The 17758-nt window shown below is 66.5% G+C and carries 19 protein-coding genes; 11 read left to right on the top strand and 8 right to left on the bottom strand.

Features of this window, described 5'->3' with window-relative positions; translation table 11 throughout:
- Window positions 1-59 precede the first annotated feature (59 nt).
- Together B146_RS0117865 and B146_RS0117860 are read right to left on the bottom strand one after the other, a co-directional pair.
- Complete coding sequence (locus tag B146_RS0117865) at window positions 60-1658, bottom strand: ABC transporter substrate-binding protein (protein WP_026358711.1); 1599 nt, start codon at window positions 1656-1658, stop codon at window positions 60-62.
- Between the two features lie 95 nt (window positions 1659-1753).
- The gene (locus B146_RS0117860) at window positions 1754-2950 is read right to left on the bottom strand and encodes an Mrp/NBP35 family ATP-binding protein (protein WP_026358710.1); all 1197 of its coding nucleotides are present in this window, start codon (window positions 2948-2950) and stop codon (window positions 1754-1756) included.
- Window positions 2951-3057: 107 nt separating this feature from the next.
- Here B146_RS0117860 and B146_RS0117855 point away from each other — a divergent pair, with 107 nt between their 5' ends.
- Window positions 3058-3861: a HugZ family pyridoxamine 5'-phosphate oxidase gene (locus B146_RS0117855; protein ID WP_019997840.1), complete on the top strand. Its 804-nt coding sequence runs from the start codon at window positions 3058-3060 to the stop codon at window positions 3859-3861.
- Here the strand turns inward: B146_RS0117855 and B146_RS0117850 are convergent.
- The 5 genes from B146_RS0117850 to B146_RS0117830 form a co-directional block, all read right to left on the bottom strand.
- Window positions 3849-4145 (bottom strand): hypothetical protein, encoded by a 297-nt coding sequence (locus B146_RS0117850; protein WP_019997839.1) that lies wholly within the window; start codon window positions 4143-4145, stop codon window positions 3849-3851. The two genes, B146_RS0117855 and B146_RS0117850, sit on opposite strands and share 13 nt — an antisense overlap.
- 69 nt (window positions 4146-4214) lie before the next feature.
- Window positions 4215-4496, bottom strand: a complete 282-nt coding sequence (locus B146_RS0117845) for a glycine zipper domain-containing protein (protein WP_019997838.1) — start codon at window positions 4494-4496, stop codon at window positions 4215-4217.
- 73 nt (window positions 4497-4569) lie between these two features.
- Complete coding sequence (locus B146_RS26580) at window positions 4570-4860, bottom strand: hypothetical protein (RefSeq protein WP_155897579.1); 291 nt, start codon at window positions 4858-4860, stop codon at window positions 4570-4572.
- Between the two features lie 85 nt (window positions 4861-4945).
- Window positions 4946-5905, bottom strand: coding sequence for a sensor histidine kinase (locus tag B146_RS0117835; RefSeq protein ID WP_019997836.1), 960 nt, complete (start codon window positions 5903-5905; stop codon window positions 4946-4948).
- 352 nt (window positions 5906-6257) lie between these two features.
- Window positions 6258-7049 (bottom strand): response regulator, encoded by a 792-nt coding sequence (locus B146_RS0117830; protein ID WP_026358708.1) that lies wholly within the window; start codon window positions 7047-7049, stop codon window positions 6258-6260.
- Window positions 7050-7329: 280 nt separating this feature from the next.
- On the opposite strand from B146_RS0117830, the gene B146_RS0117825 reads away from it, so the two are divergent.
- From B146_RS0117825 to B146_RS0117800, 6 genes are all read left to right on the top strand, one after another.
- Window positions 7330-7548 (top strand): NepR family anti-sigma factor, encoded by a 219-nt coding sequence (locus tag B146_RS0117825; protein ID WP_019997834.1) that lies wholly within the window; start codon window positions 7330-7332, stop codon window positions 7546-7548.
- A gap of 6 nt (window positions 7549-7554) precedes the next feature.
- Window positions 7555-8106, top strand: coding sequence for a sigma-70 family RNA polymerase sigma factor (locus tag B146_RS0117820; protein WP_019997833.1), 552 nt, complete (start codon window positions 7555-7557; stop codon window positions 8104-8106).
- Window positions 8107-8255: 149 nt separating this feature from the next.
- Window positions 8256-8600: a DUF883 family protein gene (locus B146_RS0117815; RefSeq protein ID WP_019997832.1), complete on the top strand. Its 345-nt coding sequence runs from the start codon at window positions 8256-8258 to the stop codon at window positions 8598-8600.
- Between the two features lie 3 nt (window positions 8601-8603).
- The gene (locus tag B146_RS0117810) at window positions 8604-9047 is read left to right on the top strand and encodes a hypothetical protein (RefSeq protein ID WP_019997831.1); all 444 of its coding nucleotides are present in this window, start codon (window positions 8604-8606) and stop codon (window positions 9045-9047) included.
- A 162-nt stretch (window positions 9048-9209) separates the two neighbouring features.
- Entirely contained in the window at window positions 9210-9482 is a 273-nt protein-coding gene (locus B146_RS26575) for a hypothetical protein (protein WP_019997830.1), read from the top strand.
- Window positions 9483-9634: 152 nt separating this feature from the next.
- Window positions 9635-10000, top strand: a complete 366-nt coding sequence (locus B146_RS0117800; RefSeq protein WP_019997829.1) for a hypothetical protein — start codon at window positions 9635-9637, stop codon at window positions 9998-10000.
- A gap of 87 nt (window positions 10001-10087) precedes the next feature.
- On the opposite strand, the gene B146_RS0117795 is transcribed toward B146_RS0117800, so the two are convergent.
- On the bottom strand, window positions 10088-10999 hold the full coding sequence (locus B146_RS0117795) for a diacylglycerol/lipid kinase family protein (protein WP_019997828.1): 912 nt from the start codon (window positions 10997-10999) through the stop codon (window positions 10088-10090).
- A 158-nt stretch (window positions 11000-11157) separates the two neighbouring features.
- Here B146_RS0117795 and B146_RS28455 point away from each other — a divergent pair, with 158 nt between their 5' ends.
- From B146_RS28455 to B146_RS0117775, 4 genes are all read left to right on the top strand, one after another.
- Window positions 11158-11322: a DUF1328 domain-containing protein gene (locus B146_RS28455; RefSeq protein WP_019997827.1), complete on the top strand. Its 165-nt coding sequence runs from the start codon at window positions 11158-11160 to the stop codon at window positions 11320-11322.
- A gap of 136 nt (window positions 11323-11458) precedes the next feature.
- Window positions 11459-13096: a PRC-barrel domain-containing protein gene (locus B146_RS26570; RefSeq protein ID WP_019997826.1), complete on the top strand. Its 1638-nt coding sequence runs from the start codon at window positions 11459-11461 to the stop codon at window positions 13094-13096.
- A gap of 201 nt (window positions 13097-13297) precedes the next feature.
- Complete coding sequence (locus B146_RS26565) at window positions 13298-14545, top strand: efflux RND transporter periplasmic adaptor subunit (RefSeq protein ID WP_019997825.1); 1248 nt, start codon at window positions 13298-13300, stop codon at window positions 14543-14545.
- Window positions 14542-17697, top strand: a complete 3156-nt coding sequence (locus B146_RS0117775) for an efflux RND transporter permease subunit (RefSeq protein ID WP_019997824.1) — start codon at window positions 14542-14544, stop codon at window positions 17695-17697. Before B146_RS26565 ends, B146_RS0117775 begins: the two co-directional genes overlap by 4 nt.
- The last annotated feature ends 61 nt before the right edge of the window (window positions 17698-17758 follow it).

The raw sequence follows: 17758 nt of genomic DNA, 5'->3' as shown, positions 1-17758 counted from the left end.
CCAAAAGGAAAAGGGGCGGCTGCGCGCCGCCCCTCCTCGCTCAGCGCGTTGTGGCGCGCTCAGTCCTTCAGATCGACGCCGTCGAACGTGTAGTCGCCGAGCGGGCTCTGGACGAAGCCGACGACGTTGGAGCGCATCGGCACGTAGACCACCGAGTTGGCGATCGTGGCCCAGGGCGCCTGTTCCTTGAAGATGACCTGCGCCTGCTCGTAGAGCTTGGCACGGTCTTCCTGCTTGGAAACGGTCTTGGCTTCCTGGATCAGCTTCTCGAAGTCCTGGTTGCACCATTGCGCGCGGTTCGCACCGCCCACGCCGTCGCAGCCGAGGAGAACGGCCAGGAAGTTGTCCGGGTCGCCATTGTCGCCGGTCCAGCCGAGCAGGACCGCGCCGTCGCGGTTCTTGTCCTTCGAGCGCTCGAGATACTCACCCCATTCGTAGGTGACGATCTCGGCCTTGACGCCGACCTTGGCGAAGTCCGCCTGGATCAGCTCGGCCATGCGGGCGGCGTTCGGGTTGTAGGGACGCGACACGGGCATGGCCCAGATCTTCATCGAAAGATCCTTGACGCCGGCCGCTTCCAGCGCCTTCTTGGCCGCTTCCGGATCGTAGGCGTCGTCCTTGAGAGCGTCGTTGTAGCTCCACATGGTCGGCGGGATCGGCGCCTTGGCCTTCTGGCCGGCACCCTGGTAGACGGCCTGGATGATGGCGTCCTTGTCGATCGCCATGTTCAGCGCGCGACGCACTTCGGGCTTGTCGAAGGGTGCGACCTGCGTGTTGTAGGCGAAGTAGCCGACGTTCAGGCCTTCCTGCTCGGCGACCGTCAGGTCCTTGTTGGCCTGCAGCGCCGGCACGTCGGCCGGGTTCGGATAGGCCATCAGCTGGCACTCGTTCGCCAGAAGGCGCTGCTGGCGAACCGAGGCGTCCTTGGTGATGGCGAAGACGAGATCGTCGATCGGCTGCTTGCCGCCCCAATAGTCGGCGAAGGCCTGATAGCGGATCACGGCATCGGGCTGATAGGCGACGAAGCGGAACGGCCCGGTGCCGATCGGCTGCTGGTTGAACTGCGCCTGGTTGCCGGCCTCGGCCAGCTTGTCGGCATATTCCTTCGACACGATCGAGGCGAAGGGCATGGCGACGTTCGCGAGGAACGGCGCATAGGCGCTCTTCAGGTTGAAGCGGACCGTGAGGTCGTCCACCTTCTCGACGGACTGCACGATGTCGGGCATCGACATCGAGGCGTAGTATTCCCAGGACGCGCCCGAGACATACTGGTGCCAGGGATTGCTCGCGTTGCCCTGACGGTCGAACGAGAACACGACGTCGTCGGCGTTCATGTCACGCGTCGGCGTGAACGTGTCGTTCGCGTGGAACTTGACACCCGGGCGCAGCTTGAACGTGTACTGCTTGCCGTCTTCCGAAACGGTCCAGCTCTCGGCGAGGCCCGGTTCGGTCTCGGTCGTGCCCTTCTTGAACTCGGTCAAGCGGTTGTAGATCGGATGGGCCGAGGCATCGAACGTGGTGCCGGCCGTGTAGAGGCCGGGGTCGAAGCCTTCCGGCGAGCCTTCCGAACAGAAGACGAAGGTTTTTGCCGAGGCGGCCGATCCCAGAGTCAGGACGATTGCCGTGGCGGCCAGCAGCTTCTTCGCCAATGTCATCAATGCGTTCTCCATGAACGTCGTGGCGGCGCCATTGCCGCCGGGAGCCCGCATGGAGACCAAAAATCAAGTTTTGTGCAAGCCTATCGTCTGAGCAATCAGTCAAAAACAATTGTGGGTGCCTTGGGAGTCGTGGCCGAAACCCCTTCGATCGAGGCCAGAACCCGCGCCGCGATGTCCCGATAAACCTGTGCATGAGGTCCGGACGGGTCGTCGGCGACCACCGGGCGGCCCGCATCGGAGCTTTCGCGAATCACCATTTCGAGCGGCACCTCGCCCAGGAAGGGCACGCCCAGGCGCTCGGCTTCGGCCCGCGCGCCGCCATGGCCGAAAATATCGTATCGCTTGCCCGTATCGGGCGCGACGAAATAACTCATATTCTCGACGATTCCGAGAACGGGTACCTCGACTTTGCGGAACATCGCGAGGCCCTTGCGCGCGTCGATCAGCGCGAGATCCTGCGGCGTCGAGACGATCACGGCCCCGGCGAGCGGCACGGACTGCGCCATGGTGAGCTGCGCGTCTCCCGTGCCCGGCGGCATGTCGACCACGAGCATGTCGAGATCGCCCCATTCCACTTCGCGCAACATCTGCGTCAAGGCCGACATGACCATCGGCCCGCGCCAGATCATCGGCGTTTCCTCTTCCACGAGGAAGCCCATCGACATGGCCTTCAGCCCATAGGCTTCGAGCGGCACCATGGTGCGACCGTTGCGTGTCTCGGGCTTGCCCGACAGATGCAGGAGGCGCGGCACGGACGGGCCGTAGATGTCGGCGTCGAGCAAACCGACCTTGAGGCCGAGCGAGGAGAGCGCGAGCGCCAGATTGACGGCGGTGGTCGACTTGCCGACGCCGCCCTTGCCGCTCGCCACCGCCACGATGCGGCGGATGCCCGGAATATCGGGCCGCACGGGACGCGGCGGCGCCACCGGCGGCGCGGGCATGGCGGCGCCGCCCGGACGCGGACGGGGATGATGGTGCGGATGCGGCGCGCCGGGCTGCGGCCGAGGCGTCGGCGCCGGGCGGGCGGCCATGCCCGCGCCCTTGCGCTCGGCGGTCAGCGCGACCATTGCCGTGTCGATCCCCTCGATTTCGGTGACGCGGCGCTCGGCTTCCTGCCGAAACCCTTCGAAGCGCTCCGCCTCGCTCGCCGCGACGCTCAGCGAGAAGAAGGCCTTGCGGTCGGCGACGAAGATGTCCGACACCATGTCGCGAGACACCACATCCCCCCCGCCATCCGGCGTCGGAATGGAGCGCAGAACGTCGAGAATGGCGGATTTGAGCGTGTCGGACATGGGAACTCCGTCGACGGCGAAGGACTGGGCCTTCCCGCTTCCTATCGGGCTGAGATAGTTCATTTCGCCTCATTTGGGGAGGCCATGAGAGGGGAAGGCCGCGCAAAATGACCGACGATCCATCTGACGCGCAGCGTCGCGCCGAGCCGTTCCTGGTGCCCGACGAGGCCGCGCGTCGCGACGCGCGGCGGCTCGCCGGCGAAGCACGCCATGGCGCCTTGGCGACGCTCGACGCCTCGGACGGGCTGCCGCTCGCGACCCGCGTCGCGCTGGCCCGCGAGCCCGGCGGCGACGTGCTCCTCCTCCTGTCCGATCTGTCGGATCACACCAAGGCCCTTCGCGCCCATCCCGTCGCCTCGCTTCTCGTGGGCGAGGTCGACAAGGGCGATCCCTTGGCATCCGCGCGCCTGACCCTTCGCTGCGACGCGGCGCGGATCGAGGCCGGCAGTTCCGAACACGATACCGCCCGGGCCCGTTTTCTTGCGCGCCTGCCACGTGCGGCCCTTTATGCGGATTTCGCGGACTTCGCCTTCTGGCGACTTCGGGTCCGCTCCGGGCTTCTGAACGGGGGCTTTGCCCGCGCCTATCGACTGACCCGCGACGACCTTTGCCGGGAGGTGGCAAGCGACATCCTCGCCCGCGAGGCCGCTGTCATCCGGCATATGAACGAGGATCACGCCGACAATCTCGACGCCATCCTGCGCCATGCGCGGGCGCAGTCGGGAAGCGACTGGCGCATCGTGACGCTCGATCCGCTCGGCTTCGAGGCGCAGCGCGGCGACGGGCTCGTTCGTGTGGATTTCGCTCGCGTGGTGGAAACGCCGGGCGACTATCGCGATGCCTTCGTCCACCTCGCCCGCGAGGCCGATAGCTCAGAGGCAAGCGAAAAAGATTCGCCTCAGGGCTTGTAGCCCTCCGGGCAATCGGCGCGGAAGCGGCGGCCCACGGCGTTCTCGTAGATGCAGCGGCCGGTCTCGCTCGCGGACTGGCCGATCAGCTTGTCGCCTTCATGCGCCTGAATGTCCGGGAGCGTGCCGGGCGCATAGGCGGCGATGCCCCCTTCGCCGAGCCCGAACACGGCTGGGAGAACGTCCGAGCGACAGCCCGGCAGCGCCAGCGTCGACAGGGTCAGCACGAGACCGAGGGCGCCGAGGCGAAGCCGGCGGCTGGTCGTGTTCTGATCGGATCGGCGCATCGCATCCTCCAAACGAAACGAGGCCGCCGCGATGGGCGACGGCCTCTTTTAGTCATCCCGAACGGACGGTCAGTAACCGGCCGGGCAATCCGCATAATAGCGCTGACCGCGACCGTCGCGATACACGCACTGGCCGGGACGGTTCGTCGCCGCGCCGAGCAGAGCGCCGCCGGCGCCGCCGACGGCCGCGCCGATCAGCGCGCCACGCGCATTGCCGGTGATCCCAGCGCCCACGGCCGCGCCGCCGAGCGCGCCGATGCCGGCCGGGATCGCCACGTTGCGATCCACCGACTGGCAGCCGCTCAGCGCGAGAGTGCTAGCCGCGACGGCGGCGAGAATCATGGACTTCATCGGAAAGCCTTCTCCATTCAAACGTCCCTGGCGACGTTATAGCACCCGGCTTCCGCTCTTCCAGATCGGTTCGTCAGCGGGCGGCAACGAGATTGTTGGAATCCCCCAACTCGACGCTCAATTGCCCGCCGCGCGTCAGCGCCCAGGCGAGCGAAACCGAGGACTTGCCCTTGGCCGACGCCATGGGCACGCAGGTCGAGAAGAGCTTGGACTCCCCTGCCCCGGCCAGACGCATCGCGAGCGGGCGCGCCGTTTCGCAAGATTCCATGCTGACCTGAATGGGCTCGGGCACGGGGATCTCGCGGCAGGTCGACATCTCAGCGTTACAACCAACGAGGAGGAGCACGGCGGCGATCTGTTCCATGGCGAACATCCTTTCGCCACGTTAACCGATTGAACATATCTCAGGTTCCCGAACGATGCGGCGTCGGGACCGAATCAGCCATGCGCTAGATGAGTTCGAACTGGTTGGACGGAATACGCAGTCGGTACTGGAGTCCATCCGGCTGATAGTCGAGTTCGGCTTCGCCGCCCACGGAATTGGGGACGATGCGTTCCAGGGTGGATGTGCCGAAGCGCGGATCGTGATCGACCCGGACGCGCGGCCCGCGCGATTCGGTCCATTCGAGAAGAAGGAGGGTCGATCCGCCTCGCTCCTCCAGCCCCGAGCGGATCGAGACCCGGCCGCCCGGTACGGAGAGCGAGCCGTAGGAGGCGGCGTTCACGGCCAGTTCGTGCAGCGCCAGCCCGACATGCAGCGCAGCGGTCGGCGACAGATAGACGTCGATCCCGTCGAACTGGATCTGATCCATTCCGTCAGGCGCGTAGCGCTCGACCTGAAGGGTGACGAGGCCGAACAGGTCGGCGCCGCGCCAGTCGGTGTCGGTGACGATATCCTGCGACGACGCCAAGGACTGGATGCGTCCACGAAACCGCACGAGGAATTCGGGCACGGTGAGCGAATGGCGCGCGGTCTGGCTGGCGAGGCTCTGAATGATGGCGAGAAGATTCTTGGAGCGATGCGAGACTTCCCTGAGGAGAGTCTTCAGCGTTTCCTCGCGCCGCTTCTGTTCGGTGATCTCGAGCGACGTGCCGATGATGCCGATCACCTCGCCCGCATCGTTGCGATCGACATCGATGCGAATGTCGAACCAGCGCACGGCCTCGCCGCTGAGGATCGGCAGCTCGAACCGCGCCGGCTTGTGGGTTCGGAGAATGTCCTGCTTGATCGAGGTGGATTTCTCGGCCGCCGGCCCCGGCAGGAAGTCGTGATCCGTATCGCCGTTATGCGCCGTCGCCAGCCATGAACCCTCGGCATTGAAGAGCCAGAGGTAGCGCAGGCTCGTATCTTGAGCGAACAGGGCCATTTCCGTGTTCGCCAATGCCTTGAGCGCCTTGTAGGCTACCATGTCGCGTTGCTCTTTTCCGTCCGGCCGCGCCTCGATGCAAAGACGTGGCTTACACGGATATTTCTACGAAACCGTTCCCGGCTACATAATTCGAAAGTGCGCACGGCTTCAACCTCCGGGAACACTCTCAAAGGCCTCAACAGAAGGTTTCGGATGCTCCCGCGGTCGAGACCCGTGCCCGAACCTCGCGTCACCACTGGCATCGGTCCTGCAAGCATCCGACAAGACCCTGTCATAACCACCCGAAACCTCATTGTTCCTGACGGATATCGCTGGGAAGCACGGAAGGTTCCAACCTGAACCTCAAATTTCAGGCGGCTCCCTCCGCGCAGTCATCCGAAGTTACATTCCGTCAGGCGGCTTCGCGCTCGGTCTCGAAGAACAGCGCTTGACTGATCAGCGCCTTCACCATGTCCGGGTTGAACGGCTTGGTGACGAGGAAGGTCGGCTCCGGCCGCTCGCCCGTCAGGAGGCGCTCGGGGAAGGCGGTGATGAAGATCACCGGCACGGACACCTTGGACAGGATCTCGTTCACCGCATCGATGCCCGAGGAGCCGTCCGCGAGCTGGATGTCGGCGAGAACCATGCCGGGCTTCTGCTGCTCGAACAGGGTGATCGCTTCCTTGTGCGTGCGGGCGATGCCCGTCACGCCATGGCCGAGGCTCTCCACCATCTGCTCGATATCCATCGCGATCAGAGGCTCGTCCTCGATGATCATGATGTTGGTGGACACCTGACGGCCGATATCGGAACTCGCCTGGTCGATGAGTTCGGAGAAATCGGCATCGCCGACGCCAAGGATCGTCGCGGCCTCCTCGGTGGTGAAGCCTTCGACGGCTACGAGGAGGAAGGCCTGTCGCGGCAGGGGCGAGATGCCGCGCAGGTTGCGCGAGGCTTTTTCTTCCCAGGCCGAAACCGGCGCGTCGTCGCGCACGTTCACCTCGACCGACTGCCAGAGCGAGGAGAACAGCTTGTAGAGGGAAATGCGGGGGCTTTCCTGCGTGTCGAACAGGCTCGGTTCGGCGATCAGCGCCTCCAGCACGGCGGCCACATAGGCATCGCCCGAGGTCTGCGAACCGCTGAGCGCGCGAGCGTACCGCCGAAGATAAGGAATGTGCGGCGCTATGCGCGAGGACATCGACATGGAATTCCCCTCGTAACTCTCGAAAAGACCGACCGTGAAGCCAGCCGACACCACTGCCCTCCGACGAACGGAGCTGCCGCCGACGCCCTTCGAGAGCGCGGCCTGCAATCCGCAGCTTCGCTCCAAGTTAAGGCGTCGTTCGGGAAGTGCCAGAGCGTCGCGACAATATTTGAACCCTCCCGCAAGGCCGGACTTGAGAAACGGGGCCGGTCCTACATGTAGCGCTCATGACGGCGTGATGGCGACGGCGCGGATCAGCATGACAAGGGTACGGGACAGTATGGAAGATCGAGACAACAGGGAAGGCGCGCAGCCGCAGCACGAAACCGCGCCTGCGTCGGGCGGCCCGACCGATCTGGGCTCGAGTTCGGCCATCGGCAAGCGCTTGAAGGCCTATTACGACGACGTGGCGAGCGAGCCCATTCCCGACCGATTTCTGTCCCTTCTCGACGCTTTGGATGCCGTGGAGTCGGCCGCCAAGACGCCCAAGGAGGATTGAACCACCATGGGTCAGGAACCGGACTTCCGCCGTGAGTTGATCGCCATCATCCCCAATCTGCGCGCCTTCGCCGCATCGCTGGCGGGCTCCTTCGACCGTGCCGACGATCTGGTGCAGGAGACCCTGGTCAAGGCCTGGGACAAGCAGCACACGTTTCAGCCCGGCACCAATCTGAAGGCATGGCTGTTCACGATCCTGCGCAACGAGTTCTACACGCAGATGCGCAAGAAGGGCCGCGAGGTCCAGGACGTGGACGGCATCCACGCCATGCAGCTCGCCGGGCACCCCGAACAGCAGGGCCATCTCGACCTTCAGGACTTCCGCAAGGCGCTCGACCAGCTGCCGGACGACCAGCGCGAAGCGCTGATCCTGATCGGCGCCTCGGGCTTCTCCTACGAGGAAGCCGCCGACATCTGCAAATGCGCCGTGGGCACCATCAAGAGCCGCGTCTCGCGGGCGCGCACCCGCATGGCCGATCTCCTGGGCATCGAGGGTGACGGCGAGTTCGGGCCGGATTCGATCTCCTCGCAGATCATCGGCGTCGCACCCGCCGCTTGAGGCTCTCTTGCGCGGATCGCACCCGCGCAGGATTTTTGCAGCGCAACAGGGAACCAGCGTCCCTGCCCCGCCATTCAGGCACCGGCCATCGGCAGCGATGGTCTCCGCCAGTTCCGTCGTTTTCGACCAGTAGGGTAAAGGAGCCTTCCATGTCCGACAGCACGCCGTCCGATTTCTCCCAGTCCGGCAAGGCCGAGGCTCACAAGGCCGAGGGCGATCTGGAGTCGCAGGTCGCCAAGCTGCGCGAGGATGTCGCCCAGGTGGTCGAGTCCCTGAAGACGATCGCCGGCGGCCGGGCGGACGACGCGCGCTCGCAGGCCTTCGCGCTGCGCGACGAAGTGCGCGACCGGGGCGAGCGCTACTTCCGTCAGGCGCAGGAAACGGCCGGCGAGTTCGAGGAGCAGGTCAGCGAGCGCGTGCGCGCCGAGCCGATCAAAAGCGTGCTGATCGCGGCCGCCGTCGGCTATCTCTACGCGCGCCTCTTCAAAAACTGATCGATGCTCGGTCAGCTCATCACCAAAGTCTTTACGGGCGAGGCGTCGATCTACATCGCGCGCCTTCGCACGGCGCTGGCCCTCTACATCGTCATGGCGATCCTCGGGATCAGCGCGTTCGGGTTTCTCGTGAACGCGCTGTTCACATGGCTCGCCTTCCGCTACGGCCATGTCCAGACATCGATCGGCTTCGGTCTCGTGTGTCTGATCGGCGTCGCGATCATGTATGTGGTGCTTCTCGTCGTCGGCCGTCGCCCGCGCCAGCGCGCGCGGGACCGCGTTCAGCGTGATGTCGCCTCGATCGCAAGCGTCGCGGCGGTGTCGAACCTGCCGCTGATCTTCGCGATGGTGCGCAAGCGCAAGGCGCTTCTTCTCCTGCCGGTCGGGCTCGCCTCGTTCTGGGGCCTGTTCATGGCGCTGCGCGGCTATCGCGATCGCGGCGACTGACGGCGCGCCCCATGGCTGCAGATCGAAGGGCGGTGCGCGGCGAGCGCACCGCCCTTTTTTTGGCAGGCGCCTGCCCCGATCGACTTTTCCCGAAAACGCGATGGATCGTTTCGCGCGGCCGCGAATTGTTCCCCCTGAGATATCGAACAATGGGAGAGGTCCATGGCAGAGCTCAACACCACGAAAGCGCGGCAGGGCCGAACCGGACGCCCGGTCCTCTATGTCCTCCTCGGCGGACTGGCGCTCGCCCTCATCGTGTTTGCCGGCCTCGGCATCTACGGTAGCGTGCTGCCCGATCAGAATATCGGCGGCGTCCAGAATTCGGACGTGAGCGCCGCCCCCGCGACGCCGACCGACACTACGAGCTCCACCGTGACGCCTTCGCAGGCGAACAACAGCGCGGCCGTTCCGTCGGGCACCGGCACGCGCCCCTGATCCGCACGCTCCTGTCCGAACGCAGGAAGCTCGGTTGCTCGTGTCGAGCGGCCGGGCTTTGTCATGTCGCACCTTACACAAAGTTCACGAGGGGCACGCCGCAACCTCCCTCCCCTCGACCGCGTTGCTGAATCGAGAAATGGGAGATCGACATGAGCGACATCCAGCGCTTCGACCGCACCTTGACCGGCCTCAACACGGAGGTCGGCGCCGACGATGACCGGCCGGGGATCGCCCAGCCCGTCACGCAGGACGAGATCGACGACATCCTCAACAATCCGGCGATGACGCTCGAAGAAAAGCAGCACCGCCTCTCGGCCCTCGCCGGCCAGATAGACGACCGCGCCGATATCGATCGCGGCAGCGAGTTCGAGCCGATCGCGATGCAGATCCGCGATGCGATGGACATGCTGGCGGACGGCGGACATGCCTATGGCACCGCCGAGTCCATCGGCATGGACCCCGAGAGCCGAAGCGACGCGCGCGCGCCGGACGACTTCTCCAACGAAGTGCGGTGACGAAACCGGCGGCCAGCGCGAAGCGCCGGCCGCCGAAACGGGCCGGAACGATCGGGGCGGCTTCGCGAGAAGTGCGCCCCGTTTTCGTCAGGTCAGCGAGGCATCGTCGGGCACGACGACCTTCAGCGCGCGGCGCTGGATCGACACGTCGGACACGCGATCGAGCGTCTTCAGCTCGCCGTCCATGACGGCGCGATTGTGGGTCTTCCGGCCGCCATAGACGATGCGGATGGACTCGGCTTCGGTGACGGTCAGGTCCTTGTTCGACTTCCAGGCCCCGCGCATCATGTCCATCGTCATCTTCAGCATGGCCGGCCGGGCGTGCGAGCGCATGAGGTAGATGCCGAGCTTGCCGGCCTGCGGATCGTCGGCGAAGGGCACATGGCCGTCGCCGTAGAGATTGTTGGAGATCGCGACCGCTGGCGTGCGGATCGACTCGCGCTTTCCGTCGATCTCGATTTCGAGGTCCACCAGCGGCAGCGTGTAGATGGCCGACATGATCGCCTTGGTGCTCGCCCACATCTTTCCGACCCGCGAGCCGTAGTCGAGCTTGTCGCGCGTGCGCACCATGCGGGCGTGAAGGCCGACAGCGAACTGGTGGATGAAGATTTCGTCGTTCACGCTGGCGACGTCGACCTCCACGATCCGGCCGGTCGACAGCGCGCGCACGGCCTCTTCCAGTTCCAGCGGAATCTGGATCGAGCGCGCGAAGAGGTTCATCGTGCCCGCCGGGAGCACGGCGAGGGCGATGGGCGAATGCGCGACGCTGGCGGCGGCCGACGAGACCGTTCCGTCGCCGCCCCCTACCATCAGGACGTCGAGATCGTTGCGCTCGGCCTGCGTCTTGAGAGCCGCCGCCAGTTCGTCGCCGGACAGCGTCTCGACGTCGATCTCGTGGCCATGAAGGCGAAACTCGTCGCAGATGAACGTCTTCAGGACGTCGAGGTCCGTCGTCCGCAGAGTGCCGCCATCGCGATTGAGGAGGGCATGAACCTTCATGACGCCGATCGGCCTCGCTGATTTCCAATGTTTTGCCGCTCATATGGAGCGCGCGGCTCCGAGCGGGAGGCCCTGCGGGAACGGGAACTGAGGTCGGTGCCGACCGTTTTGTCGCAGGAGCCGCGAAGGGCGCGGCCAGCGCACGGAAGGTGTCTCACATGCTCGAATGGATCGTCATTCTTCTCGTCGTCGCGGCCATCGCGAGCCTGCTCGGCTTTCGCGGCGTCGCGGGCGCATCGGCCGGCATCGCGAAGGTTCTGATCCTGATCGTCCTCGTCGGCTTCCTGCTCCTCCTCTTCTTCGGCGTCATCGCTTTCGCCTGACCGAAACCGGCTTCGGATCACGAAGGCGTTTTTGAAAGGGTTCGGAACTCAGCCCTCGCCACGCGGTTAAACTTTCTGAAAGGTGGCGCGGCGCGCCGCCAGCCACTCCACGCAACAGCTTCAAGGGAGAACTCGAATGGTTCGCAAGCTCCTCGCGACGACAGCCATCGCCACCGTGCTCGCCACCGGCGCCTTCGCGCAGTCGGCCGCTCCGACCACGACGACCGAGCCCGCGATGAACAATCAGGGCATGAGCACGGGCGGCATGACCAGCCAGGGCTCCACCGCCGCCGCTCCCGCCACCACCGACACCGCTCCGGTCGCCGACATCGCCTATATCCAGAGTCTGGGCGATAACCAGTATCTCTCCGACGACCTGATGGACATGAACGTCTACGCCTCGGCCGACGCCAATGCCGAGGAAGCCGGCGAGATCGAGAACCTCATCGTGGCGGCCGACGGCACCGTGAAGGCCGTCGTGATCGACACGGGCGCCTATCTCGGCGACCAGTCCAGGACGATCGCCGTTCCCTTCGATCAGGTGAACTGGACGATGGGCCAGAACAACGAGCCGCGCGCCGTTCTGACGGCTTCGCGCGAGCAGCTGACCTCGGCGCCGGCCTTCACCACCCCGGCCGAAACCAACGCCGCGATGGGCACGACGCCCGCCGGCGGCATGGCGGCGGCTCCGGGCGCGGCGACCACCACGGCTCCGGCCGCGACCGGCGGAATGGCCGCCAACACGACGGCAACCGGCACGATGGCTCCGGCGGCGCCGCAGACCAATATGGCCGCCAGCACGACGCAGCCTGCCACGACCGGCACGGCCATGGCCTCGTCGGATGGCTACGCGGCGACGCTCGGCGCGGATGAATATCTCGCCTCCAACCTCGTCGGCGACAATGTCTATGGCGGCGCGACCACGGATTCCGACCGCATCGGCGAGATCAACAACCTGATCGTCTCCTCGGACGGCCGCGTCGACGGCATCGTGATCGGCGTCGGCGGCTTCCTCGGCATCGGCCAGAAGGATGTCGGCGTTCCCTTCGACAACGTCTCCATGACGCGCGGCGAGAACAACGAGCCCCACGCCATGCTCGCCGCCTCGCGCGACCAGCTGAAGAACGCCCCGTCCTTCGAGGACGACAAGGCGAACGAAATGGCCGCCAACACCACGGCGACCAACAACGGCATGGCCAATAACCGCGCGGCGACGGGCATGGCGGCCGGCACCGCTGCGGGCACGGCCGGCATGGCCGCTGGCACCGCTGCGGGCACGGCCGGCATGGCCGCTGGCACCGCTGCGGGCACGGCCGGCATGGCGGCTGGAACGGCCTCGACCGGCATGGCGACCGACACGACGGATGCGACGTCCACCGCCTCGACCGGCGGCACGCAGCCGATGGCCGGCGGTTCGCCCGTGACGGGCGCCGAGCTTTCGGCCGACAACCTGATGGGCACGACGGTCTACGGCCCGGACAACCAGACGATCGGTTCGATCGGCGATCTCGCGCTGACCCCGCAGGGTCAGGTCGACGCGGTGATCGTGGATGTCGGCGGCTTCCTCGGCATCGGCGCCAAGCCGGTCGCGGTGGCGATGGACAATCTGCAGTTCATGCGCGACTCCAGCGGCCGTCTCACCCTGACGACGCAGTTCACGCAGGACCAGCTGCGCAACGCACCGGAATACAATCGCGACAGCTACGCCCAGAACCGCGACTCGATGCGCGTCGAGAACCCGGGCGACCTGCCGGCCACGACGCAGGCACAGTAACGCAAGCGTGTCCGCTTCGTGAGGAGCGGGCAAAGCTCAGGGAAGGCCCGCGTTCGCGCGGGCCTTTCGCCGTTCCGGTCCTTCGTTCAGGTCTCGTTAAGCCAGACTTACCAAAATTTATGGAACGGAGCCGTCGCGCTTCGCTAGGTTTGCAGTGCAACGGCGGGCAGCTTTTCGCGCCCCGAGCCGAAAAAGGGTCCCATGGCTTTTCTCCGACAGCTCGTCGTGACCATCGTCGTTCTTCTGGCCGCCCTCGGCATCTGGATGACGCTGTCGCCGCTTCCCGGGCGGATGGTGCTCGAAAGCGGGCTTCCCCTGCCCTCGCCGGTCCGCGATCTCGTCGCGCGCCTGTCGCCGGCCGAGCAGGAGAAGGTGGGCGCGACGCCGGCTCAGCGCGAAGGCCGGCAGGCGGTTCCGCTCGTCGTGGTGGATCCGGCCCTGCCCTCCGTCACGCGCGACCGGCTCAACGCGCTCGGCACGGGCGAGGCGGTCCGCTCCGTCGCGATCCGGCCGGATGCGGGCGGCATCGTCGCGGGCATCGGCTTTGCATCCGGCGATCAGGTCGAGGAAGGCGCGACGCTCGCCGTTCTGCAGAACGACGCCGAGCGCGTCGCCGTGGATCGCGCCAAGCTGGCGCTGACGGCGGCCGAGGAGCAGCTTCGCCGCTACCAGTCGCTGTCGGCCGGCGCGGCCATCACGGCGGTTCAGCTCGACGAGGTCAGCCGCGCGCGCGACGCCGCCGCACTCGACCTCCAGACCGCGGAGATCGCGCTGCGCAAGCGGGATGTCGTCGCGCCGATTTCCGGCCGCGTCGGTCTTCTCGATCTCGACATCGGCGATCTCGTCGACAGTTCCACGCAGGTCGCCGTGGTGGACGACCGCTCGCAGCTGAAGATTCTCTTCAACGTTCCCGAAGCCTATGCGGCGGAGCTGACGCTCGGCCAGACCGTGACCGCCGAGCCGACGACGCGCACGGGCCGCGTCTTCGAGGGACGCCTCTCGGCGCTCGACAGCCGCATCGACGAGGCCAGCCGCACGTTGCGCGCCGAGGCGCTGGTGGACAATGCCGAGGACCTCCTGCGGCCGGGCATGTCCTTCGGCATTTCCATGGAATTCCCCGGTCAGTCCTATCTCTCGGTCGATCCGCTCGCCATCCAGTGGGAGCGCGCCGGCTCCTATGTCTGGGCCATCGAGAACGACAAGGCCGTGAAGAAGCCGGTGCGCATCATCGAGCGCAACGTCGATCGCATTCTCGTCGCCTCCGAGACACTGAAGGCCAATGACCGAGTGGTGCGCGAAGGGCTCCAGCAATTGCGCGAGGGGCTGAGCGTGCGCGTCCTCGACCAGGCCGTCCCGCCCGTTCCGGCGGACGCCACGCAGACGCCCGCGCCGATCCCCTCGGCCGCCGCCGACCCGGCCAATGGCCGCCGCGCGGAGCTCGCGCCTTGAGCGGCGCGCCGAAGATACCCGGCGAGGGTCGGATCGACGGGCTGACGGCCTTCACCTCGCTGTTCATCCGCCGGCCGGTCTTCACGATCGTTCTGAACCTTCTCCTGATCGTCGCCGGCCTTGCCGCCTTCAACGCGGTGGAAATCCGCGAGCTGCCCAATGTCGATCGACCCGTCATCACGGTGACGACCCGTTTCGAGGGCGCCTCGCCGGAAGTCGTGGACCGGCAGCTGACGGACGAGATCGAAAGCGCCGTCGCCCGCGTGCCCGGCATCGCCTCGATCTCCTCCTCCTCGCGCTTCGGCCAGAGCCGGGTGACGATCGAATTCACCGATTCCACCGATCTGAACGTCGCGGCGAGCGACGTGCGCGACGCCGTGGCGGGCATCGCGAATTCGCTGCCCGACGATGCCGACGAAGCGCGCATCGTGAAGGCGGATGCGGACGCCGACGCGATCATGCGTCTTGCCGTCCTGTCCTCGTCGCTGAAGATCGAGGACCTGACGACGCTGGTGAACGACCGCATCGCCGACCGCGTGGCCGCCGTGGAAGGCGTCGCCAGCGTCGAGCCGTCGGGCGATCGCGAGAAGCTCGTCTATATCGACATCCGGCCGGACGATCTGGCGACGCGCGGGCTGACGCTTGCGGACGTCACCACCGCGCTCGGAAACGCGTCCTTCGACCAGCCGGCGGGTTCGCTGGAATCGCCGACGCAGAACCTCGTGGTGCGCGCGAGCGCCAGCCTGACGACGCCCGACCAGTTCGGCGCGGTTCTCCTCAACAAGACGACGCGGCTGCGCGACGTCGCCTCCGTGCGCTTCGGGCCGGACGAAGCGGCCTCGCTCCTGCGTGTCAACGGCCAGACCGGCATCGGCCTCGAAGTCGTGCGTCAGGCCGGCTCCTCCACGATCGCCATTTCGGAAGGGGTGCGCGCCGCCGTCGCCGAACTGAACGCCAGCCTGCCGGAGGGCACGCGCATCGTCGTGACCTCGGACGAGGCGAGCTTCATCAACGGCTCGTTGCACGAGGTCGAGCTGACGCTGATTCTCGCCGTCATCATCGTCGTCGCGGTGATCTACGCCTTCCTGATGAACGCGCGGGCGACGCTGATCCCGACGCTCACCATCCCGATCGCGCTGATCGGCGTCGTCGCGGGCATCTATCTCGTCGGCTTCTCCGTCAACATCATCACGCTTCTGGCGCTGGTTCTGGCGACCGGCATGGTGGTGGACGATGCGATCATCGTTCTGGAAAACATCATCCGCCAGCGCGATCTCGGCATGAGCATCCGCGCGGCGGCGGTGATCGGCACGCGCGAAGTGTTCTTCGCGGTCGTCTCGACCACGGCGACACTCGCGGCCGTGTTCATCCCGATCTCCTTCCTGCCGGGCGTCGCGGGCGGCTTGTTCCGCGAGTTCGGCTTCGTTCTCGCCATCTCGGTCACCCTCTCGGCCTTCATCGCGCTGACGCTGTGTCCGATGCTCGCCGCTGCCTTCCTGACGGATCGCGAGCCCGAGGTCGGGCCGCTGAAGCGCGCCGCCGCGCGCCTCGGCGGTCTGTTCGCCGGCGTCTACGCGCGGCTCCTGCGCCTGTGCCTCGGCTATCCGCTGCCGGTTCTGGCGGCGTCGATCGTGTTCGCGGTCGGCGCGCTCGGCGTCTTCGCCGGCCTGCCGCAGCAGCTGACGCCCGCCGAGGATCGCGGCACCGTGCTCATGAGCATCTCGGCGCCGCAAAGCGCCAGCCTCGACTACACCAACGAGCAGATGCGCAAGGTGGAAGAGATCGTTCTGCCCTATGTGGAAAGCGGCGAAGCCACCAGCATCTACGCGCGCATCGGCACCGGCACGGGCAACAGCGCCTTCATGGTGATGACGCTGACGGACTGGGGCGCGCGGGAGCGCACGCAGCAGGAGATCGCGAGCGAGCTGAACCGCGCCTTCCGCGACATTCCGGGCGTGCAGGCGCGGGTCATCCAGCCGAACTCCCTGGGCATCCGGGGCGGCGGGCGCGGTCTTCAGTTCGCGCTGGCGGGTCCGAGCTACCAGTCTCTGTCCGACACGGCCGAGGCGCTGGAAGCGGCGATGAACGAGGACGGGCGCTGGGGCCGCGTCCAGCTCTCCTTCGACACGACGCAGCCGCAGCTCTCGGTCTCGATCGACCGGCAGAAGGCGTCCGATCTCGGCATCGACATCAACGCGCTCTCGGCCGCGATCCAGTCGCTGCTCGACGGGCGCGAGATCGGCACGACCTATGTCGAGGATCGCTCGGTGCCGATCCACATCGTCTCCACCTCGCGGCCGATCAACGATCCGTCCGACCTCGCCAACATCTTCCTTCGCAGCACCGACGGGCGTTTCATTCCGATGTCCTCGATCGCCACCGTGACGGAGGAAGCGATCGCGCCGTCGCTGGCGCGCGAGAACCAGTCGCGCTCCGTGGCCCTGTCGGCGGACCTGCGGCCGGGCAGCTCGATCGGTCAGGGCTGGGCGGAGCTTCAGGACTTCGCGTCCGACCGCCTGCCCGAGGACATCCGCCTCGTTCCGCTGGCGGAAGCGGCGACGCTTCAGGAAACGTCCAGCGGCCTCGCCCTCGTGTTCGGCTTCGCCATCGTCGTCGTGCTCCTGGTTCTGGCCGCGCAGTTCGAAAGCTTCGTCTCGGCCTTCATCATCATCGCCACCGTGCCCTTCGGCGTCGCCTGCGCGATCTATTCGATGGGCTTCTTCGGCGAGAGCCTGAATCTTTATTCGCAGATCGGTCTCGTGCTGCTCGTCGGGATCATGGCCAAGAACGGCATCCTGATCGTGGAATTCGCCAACCAGCTTCGCGAGACCGGCCTGTCCGTGCGCGAAGCGGTGGAACAGGCCTCGATCATCCGTCTGCGGCCGGTGCTCATGACGATGATCGCGACGATCGTCGGCGGCGTGCCGCTGATCTTCTCGTCCGGCGCCGGGGCGGAGGCGCGCGTGACGCTCGGCTACGTGATCGTCGGCGGTCTCGGCCTCGCGACGCTCGCGACACTGTTCCTGACGCCGGTGGCCTATCTGCTTCTCGCCCGCTTCTCGAAGCCCGCAGGCGAGCGCGCGGCGGAAATCCGCCGCGACGTTCTCGCGGCCGAGCAACTCCATGCGAAGGGCGAGGCACCGGGCGTCTGACGCCTTGCCATCCCCTTCCCTGCCCGTCCGGGATCGAACCGGGCGGGCACGCCCCCCCCCC

This window comes from Aureimonas ureilytica DSM 18598 = NBRC 106430 (assembly GCF_000382705.1).
Classification (GTDB): Bacteria; Pseudomonadota; Alphaproteobacteria; order Rhizobiales; family Rhizobiaceae; genus Aureimonas; species Aureimonas ureilytica.
Note: the sequence above shows the minus strand (reverse complement) of the source record. Positions and strands in the feature narration are given on the sequence as shown.

Bases quoted from the DNA above. Each gene is read 5' to 3' on its own strand.
- B146_RS0117860 (WP_026358710.1), bottom strand. From the start codon at position 2,950: ATGTCCGACACGCTCAAATCCGCCATTCTCGACGTTCTGCGCTCCATT.
- B146_RS0117855 (WP_019997840.1), top strand. From the start codon at position 3,058: ATGACCGACGATCCATCTGACGCGCAGCGTCGCGCCGAGCCGTTCCTG.
- B146_RS0117850 (WP_019997839.1), bottom strand. From the start codon at position 4,145: ATGCGCCGATCCGATCAGAACACGACCAGCCGCCGGCTTCGCCTCGGC.
- B146_RS0117845 (WP_019997838.1), bottom strand. From the start codon at position 4,496: ATGAAGTCCATGATTCTCGCCGCCGTCGCGGCTAGCACTCTCGCGCTG.
- B146_RS26580 (WP_155897579.1), bottom strand. From the start codon at position 4,860: ATGGAACAGATCGCCGCCGTGCTCCTCCTCGTTGGTTGTAACGCTGAG.
- B146_RS0117835 (WP_019997836.1), bottom strand. From the start codon at position 5,905: ATGGTAGCCTACAAGGCGCTCAAGGCATTGGCGAACACGGAAATGGCC.
- B146_RS0117830 (WP_026358708.1), bottom strand. From the start codon at position 7,049: ATGTCGATGTCCTCGCGCATAGCGCCGCACATTCCTTATCTTCGGCGG.
- B146_RS0117825 (WP_019997834.1), top strand. From the start codon at position 7,330: ATGGAAGATCGAGACAACAGGGAAGGCGCGCAGCCGCAGCACGAAACC.
- B146_RS0117820 (WP_019997833.1), top strand. From the start codon at position 7,555: ATGGGTCAGGAACCGGACTTCCGCCGTGAGTTGATCGCCATCATCCCC.
- B146_RS0117815 (WP_019997832.1), top strand. From the start codon at position 8,256: ATGTCCGACAGCACGCCGTCCGATTTCTCCCAGTCCGGCAAGGCCGAG.
- B146_RS0117810 (WP_019997831.1), top strand. From the start codon at position 8,604: ATGCTCGGTCAGCTCATCACCAAAGTCTTTACGGGCGAGGCGTCGATC.
- B146_RS26575 (WP_019997830.1), top strand. From the start codon at position 9,210: ATGGCAGAGCTCAACACCACGAAAGCGCGGCAGGGCCGAACCGGACGC.
- B146_RS0117800 (WP_019997829.1), top strand. From the start codon at position 9,635: ATGAGCGACATCCAGCGCTTCGACCGCACCTTGACCGGCCTCAACACG.
- B146_RS0117795 (WP_019997828.1), bottom strand. From the start codon at position 10,999: ATGAAGGTTCATGCCCTCCTCAATCGCGATGGCGGCACTCTGCGGACG.
- B146_RS28455 (WP_019997827.1), top strand. From the start codon at position 11,158: ATGCTCGAATGGATCGTCATTCTTCTCGTCGTCGCGGCCATCGCGAGC.
- B146_RS26570 (WP_019997826.1), top strand. From the start codon at position 11,459: ATGGTTCGCAAGCTCCTCGCGACGACAGCCATCGCCACCGTGCTCGCC.
- B146_RS26565 (WP_019997825.1), top strand. From the start codon at position 13,298: ATGGCTTTTCTCCGACAGCTCGTCGTGACCATCGTCGTTCTTCTGGCC.